This window comes from Tardiphaga sp. (assembly GCF_028290785.1).
GTDB lineage: Bacteria > Pseudomonadota > Alphaproteobacteria > Rhizobiales > Xanthobacteraceae > Tardiphaga.
Window position 1 is genome coordinate 1 of the sequence record NZ_JAQGJD010000263.1, and the last position, 5,019, is coordinate 5,019.

6 protein-coding genes are annotated in these 5,019 nt (G+C 65.3%); 2 read left to right on the forward strand and 4 right to left on the reverse strand.

The features are described 5' to 3' along the window. Positions 1 to 10: 10 nt before the first annotated feature. Positions 11 to 928: a transporter substrate-binding domain-containing protein gene (locus JWR89_RS16245; protein WP_299717918.1), complete on the reverse strand. Its 918-nt coding sequence runs from the start codon at positions 926 to 928 to the stop codon at positions 11 to 13. An 89-nt stretch (positions 929 to 1,017) separates the two neighbouring features. On the opposite strand from JWR89_RS16245, the gene JWR89_RS16250 reads away from it, so the two are divergent. Then, positions 1,018 to 2,997 (forward strand): glycosyltransferase, encoded by a 1,980-nt coding sequence (locus JWR89_RS16250; RefSeq protein WP_299717920.1) that lies wholly within the window; start codon positions 1,018 to 1,020, stop codon positions 2,995 to 2,997. 19 nt (positions 2,998 to 3,016) lie between these two features. Here the strand turns inward: JWR89_RS16250 and JWR89_RS16255 are convergent, their stop codons facing one another. The 3 genes from JWR89_RS16255 to JWR89_RS16265 form a co-directional block, all read right to left on the reverse strand. Beyond that, complete coding sequence (locus tag JWR89_RS16255) at positions 3,017 to 3,610, reverse strand: SCO family protein (protein ID WP_299717921.1); 594 nt, start codon at positions 3,608 to 3,610, stop codon at positions 3,017 to 3,019. Positions 3,611 to 3,630: 20 nt separating this feature from the next. Then, entirely contained in the window at positions 3,631 to 3,825 is a 195-nt protein-coding gene (locus JWR89_RS16260; RefSeq protein ID WP_299717923.1) for a hypothetical protein, read from the reverse strand. 129 nt (positions 3,826 to 3,954) lie between these two features. Then, entirely contained in the window at positions 3,955 to 4,410 is a 456-nt protein-coding gene (locus JWR89_RS16265) for a hypothetical protein (RefSeq protein WP_299717925.1), read from the reverse strand. 283 nt (positions 4,411 to 4,693) lie between these two features. Here JWR89_RS16265 and JWR89_RS16270 point away from each other — a divergent pair. Then, on the forward strand, positions 4,694 to 5,019 hold a 326-nt coding region (locus JWR89_RS16270), incomplete at its 3' end, for an FAD-dependent oxidoreductase (RefSeq protein ID WP_299717927.1).

Here is a 5,019-nt window from a genome sequence, read left to right on the forward strand (position 1 = left end):
CAAGGTGATTTCAGAACGGGCTGATGGAGAAGTAGCGCAGCCACAGGTCGGTGTAGCGGCCTTTTTCCCAGAGCCGGAACAGCGCCCAGTTCAGCGCCTGGCGCAGCGTATCGTTGCCCTTGCGGACCGCGATGCCGATGCCCTCGCCGAAATAGCGGCTCTCGACGAACGGTCCGCCCGAGAAGGCGCAGCATTCACTGGAATCCGTGCCGTTGATCCAGAACGCCAGCGAGATCGCGTCGCCGAAGATGAAATCGACGTCGCCACGGCGTAGCGCCTGGCGCAGTGCGTCATCGTTCGGAAACGAGGTCAGCACCGCGTCGGTAAACATCGCCTTCAGATAAGCCTCGTGTGACGAACCGCTGATCGCGCCGACCTTCTTGCCCTCGAGATATTCCGGGCGAACTTCGGGCATCACCGCGTTCTTGCGCGACACGAAGCGCGCCGGCGCGCGGTAATAGGGGTCGGTGAAATCGACCCGGGCGCGGATCTGCGGCGTCACCGCCAATGACGCGATGATGGCGTCGCCGCGGTTGCTGGCAATGGCGTCCAGCAGGGTCTCGAAGCGGCGCATCTGGATGGTACAGGTGACCTTGATCTCCTCGCACAGCAGTCGCGCCAAATCGACGTTGAAGCCGGCGGGATTGCCGTCGGGGCCGGTGAAGTTGAACGGCGGATAGTCGGTCTCGGTCAGGAAGCGGATCACCGTGATGCGCGACAGATCGGGCCGGTCGGGGCGGCGCCGCGGGTCCCAGAAACCGGGGACTGCCTGGGGGACGGGCTGGATGACCGCGGGCGCGGCAACCTGCGCCGCCACCGGAGACAGTGGTGCCAGCAAGGCACCAAACAGCCACCCGGCCAGCGAAATGCCAAGGCTGCGACATCGCGGTAGCTTAGTATTGATAGCGTTAACTATCTGTGGTTGCATATCCGGGTACTTCCGATTGCCGGTCTTATAGACCATCCGGCGCGGGAGGCGAGTGCCGTTGTGTGCGGACGTTGCGTTGGGGGCGTCACATGGCCCTGTCGGACCATGTTGCAGATCACGGGGCGGCAACAGCGTGGCCGCGCAGCCAGCGGGCCGCGCGTCCATTTGCGGCAACATCCCCGGTTGTCCCCGCCCAGGCCGCATTTGCCCGATCGAACAATGACAATGTCGATTCCGGCGCCGATCAAGGGCCGGCTGACGAACTGGATTGCGTGCGTCACCTCCTGGCGTCGAAGGTGCTGGATTCCGCCGAATCCCGCGCGCGGCGCCTGGGCATGGGCGCCGATCAGGTTCTGATCCGGTCGGGTGTCATCGACGAGGGGTGGTATCTTGACCGGCTGTCGCGACACACCGGCATCGCCCTGGAGAATTTCGCGACGATTGAGCGCGCCGACTGCGCCCTCATCGATTCGCAGCTGACGTACGTGGCGGCTCATGGAGTGTGCCCGCTACGGCGCGACGGTGAACTGATCTGGGCAATTGCCCCGCGCGGGCACGCGGCCCGCACGCTGTGTCGCCTGGTGAAGGCGTATCCAGATCTCACCGGGCGCCTCCGGCTGGCGCCGTCCACCGCCTTGCAGGCGTTTCTCACGGAGCGAGGCGGACGCAAAGCGCTGACCCGCGCCGCGGCCTGGGGACTTCACGATCGACATCCCGCGGCCTCAGCCGCGCCGACGGCAGAAGGGGGCAGTCCGTGGCCAGGCCGGCTCCGTCGCGGCTGTGGCGTCACCGCTGCGGCGCTGCTGCCGCCCGTGCTGGCACCCGGCCTGTCCGGCGTCATGCTGGCGCTATGGTTTATCGGCCACGCAGCGCTTCGGCTGGCCGGCGCGTTCTGGCCGCGACCGGCGATCCTGCGGCCGCTTCCATTGTCCGATCGACGGCTTCCCGTCTACACGGTCATGGTGGCGCTCTATCGCGAGGCGAGTTCGGTAGCGCCATTGATGCGGGCGATCGAGGCGCTGGATTATCCGCGCGAAAAACTCGACGTCATCCTCGTGGTCGAGCCGGACGATCTGCAGACCCGCGCCGCCATCGCCCGGCTGGGGGCCCGGCCGCATCTCCGGATGCTGATCGCGCCCGCCGGGATTCCGAAAACAAAGCCAAAGGCGCTCAACTGGGCGCTGCCCTTCGCCCGCGGCAGCTTCCTTGCGGTTTTCGACGCCGAGGACCAGCCCGATCCTGCGCAATTGCGGGCGGCGCTGGATGCGTTTCGCTGCCATGGCGGCGAGGTTGCCTGCGCACAGGCCAGCCTGTGCATCGACAACGAGACCAACAGTTGGCTCTCCGTGATGTTCGGCGCCGAGTATGCCGGGCAATTCGACATCTGCCTGCCGGGCCTGTCGGAAATGCGCCTGCCTTTGCCGCTGGGGGGCTCATCCAATCATTTTCGCACTGCGCGCCTGCGCGAGGTCGGCGGCTGGGATGCGCATAATGTCACCGAGGACGCCGACCTCGGTTTTCGCCTGGCGCGGTTCGGCTACCGTTCCGTGATGTTCGCCTCGACGACCTATGAGGAGGCCCCCATTCGCCCGGGCGCCTGGCTGCGCCAGCGCTCGCGCTGGATGAAGGGGTGGTTGCAGACCTGGTGCGTGCACATGCGCGAGCCGCGGCAGCTATGGCGCGATGCTGGCGCTAAGGGATTTGTCGCGCTCAACCTCGTGGCCGGCGGCAACCTGCTGACTGCGCTGGCCTACCCGGTCATGCTGGGCGGACTGCTGAGGGATCTGCTGACCGACGGGCGGCTTGCGATATGGCAGGGCTGGTCGATACTTCATCTCGTCGCGTTCGCCGCTGCGTGCGGCACGACATTGATGGTCGGCTTCATGGGGCTGGCCAAACGCGGGCGTCGGCGCGATAGCTGGGTCCTCGGCCTGACCGCCGTCTACTGGCTGTACCTGTCGATCGCCGCTTTGTGCGCGGTGCTGCAATATATCTGGGCGCCACATCACTGGGAGAAAACCGAGCACGGCAAGGTCGTGCGGCGCCATACCGGAAGTGTCGGTCGATAAAGACTGCGCGGCGGTCCGGTTAAAGATAGCGTTTCAGATCTGCCGCAGATTCTTCCGGCTTGCGCTTCAGGTTGAACGGCGAGACGAATTTGCCGTCGCGGTCCATCAGGTAGATCAGCGCGGTGTGGTCCATCGTGTAGTCGCCGTCCTTGAGCGGCACCTTCTTGGCGTAGACGCGGAAGCCGGAGATAACCTTGGCCACTGCGTCCGCGTCGCCGGTGAGCCCCTTCAGATGCGGATCGAAGCTCGACAGGTAATCCTTCATCGCCGCGGCGGTGTCGCGCTCCGGATCGACGGAGACGAAATACGCGTTGACGCGGTCGGCATCCTTGCCCATCGCACGCAGCACTTCGGAAATCTCGAACAGCGAGGTCGGGCAGACGTCCGGGCAATGGGTGAAGCCGAAGAAGATCAGCGTCGGCTTGCCCTTCAGATTCTTGTCGGTAACGGTCTGGCCGACCTGGTCGGTGAGCTGGAACGGGCCGCCGATCGACGCCGACGCCGTCACGCTGCTCAGTCCGCCCGCCAGCCACAGCACGACGAGCAGGCCGGCGGCGAGGCTTGCGGCGAACGCCGCGATCACGAGCAGCGGCCGGGTGGTGCGATCCGTCATGCGAGGTTCCTTGAATCCATTCAGATGCAGGCGGCGATGCCCGACTTGATCATCTCGAAAAACACCGCGGAACCGTAATGTGCCCACAGCGCCGCCGCCGCAGCGACCAGGGCGACCGTCAGCACCACGGCCGCAACCACGATCATCGATGCCACGCGGGACGAAGGTCCCGGTAACGCCATCTTGGGCTGCGGAGCGGACACGGGTTGCACCATCAGGCGATCTCGAAACGGCGCAGGCGGGTTGGCCTGTCGTCCTGTTCCAGATAGGGCCAGACGCCGCAGCGGGCAAGCGCCGTTGGCGCCGCCGGGATCACGTCATGCTGATGGAATAAAGACGCGAATTCAGTGCGCGGAGGCCTGGGCGTCCATGTAGCAGGGCTTGTACATGCCGGCGAGCTGGCGGCCGCGCAGAAAAATCATGCGTGGCGTCAATCCGCCGCGATGCGCGATCCATCGCCGCACCTGCGAGGGATACATCGAATACAGCATCTGGGTGGCTTCCGGATTGGTCACCGCGCGGCCATTGGCGCCGAAATCCCAGGCGGCGTGAAATCCGAGGTTGGCATTCGAGGTCACGCAGATCTTGTCGTGCGGAACCGCGCCCAGCACGATGGTGCAGGCCGAGGCGCACAGACCGTCGATGATCACCGTCTCGCCGGAACTGCGCAGGCCCTGATACTTGTCGACGTAGGTTCCGATGCGGCCGCCGCGATCGTCCGCGATGCGAACCACCGCGTGACTCGTCCCCACCGCCGCGAACAGCAACGCCGCCGCCAGCAACCCCGTAACGAACTTCATGACCTGCCCCAGTTCAAACCCAAGTCTAAACCCAGTCCAAAACCCGACGATCCGAATCTCAATGTCCCGGTGATGCAGGACTTCACCAGCGTGTTGCCAGATCGGTTTTTTGTCCAGACGGACGCCATGCCTGCAATGCAATTCAAATCGAGTGTTGCACGCAAGATGCACTTGGGCGGGCGGCGGTCCCGATCCGGAACACGCATGTTGCGCGGTATTTTCAATTGACCGCCGGCAAGGCCGCGCGCTTCAATCTCCGTTAACGAATTGGGGGGAGAGCGACATGGCTGAGGATGCCGATGTCATCGTGGTCGGTGGCGGGCTCGCCGGCCTCGTGGCGGCGACGGAAATCGCCGACGCCGGCCGTCGCGTCATCGTGCTCGACCAGGAGGGCGAACAGAATCTCGGCGGCCAGGCATTCTGGTCGTTCGGTGGACTGTTCCTGGTCGACTCGCCGGAGCAGCGCCGGCTCGGCATCAAGGACAGCTACGATCTCGCCATGCAGGACTGGACCGGCTCCGCCGGCTTCGACCGCGACGACGATCACTGGCCGCGGCGCTGGGCCGAGGCCTATGTCGGCTTCGCCGCCGGCGAGAAGCGCGACTGGCT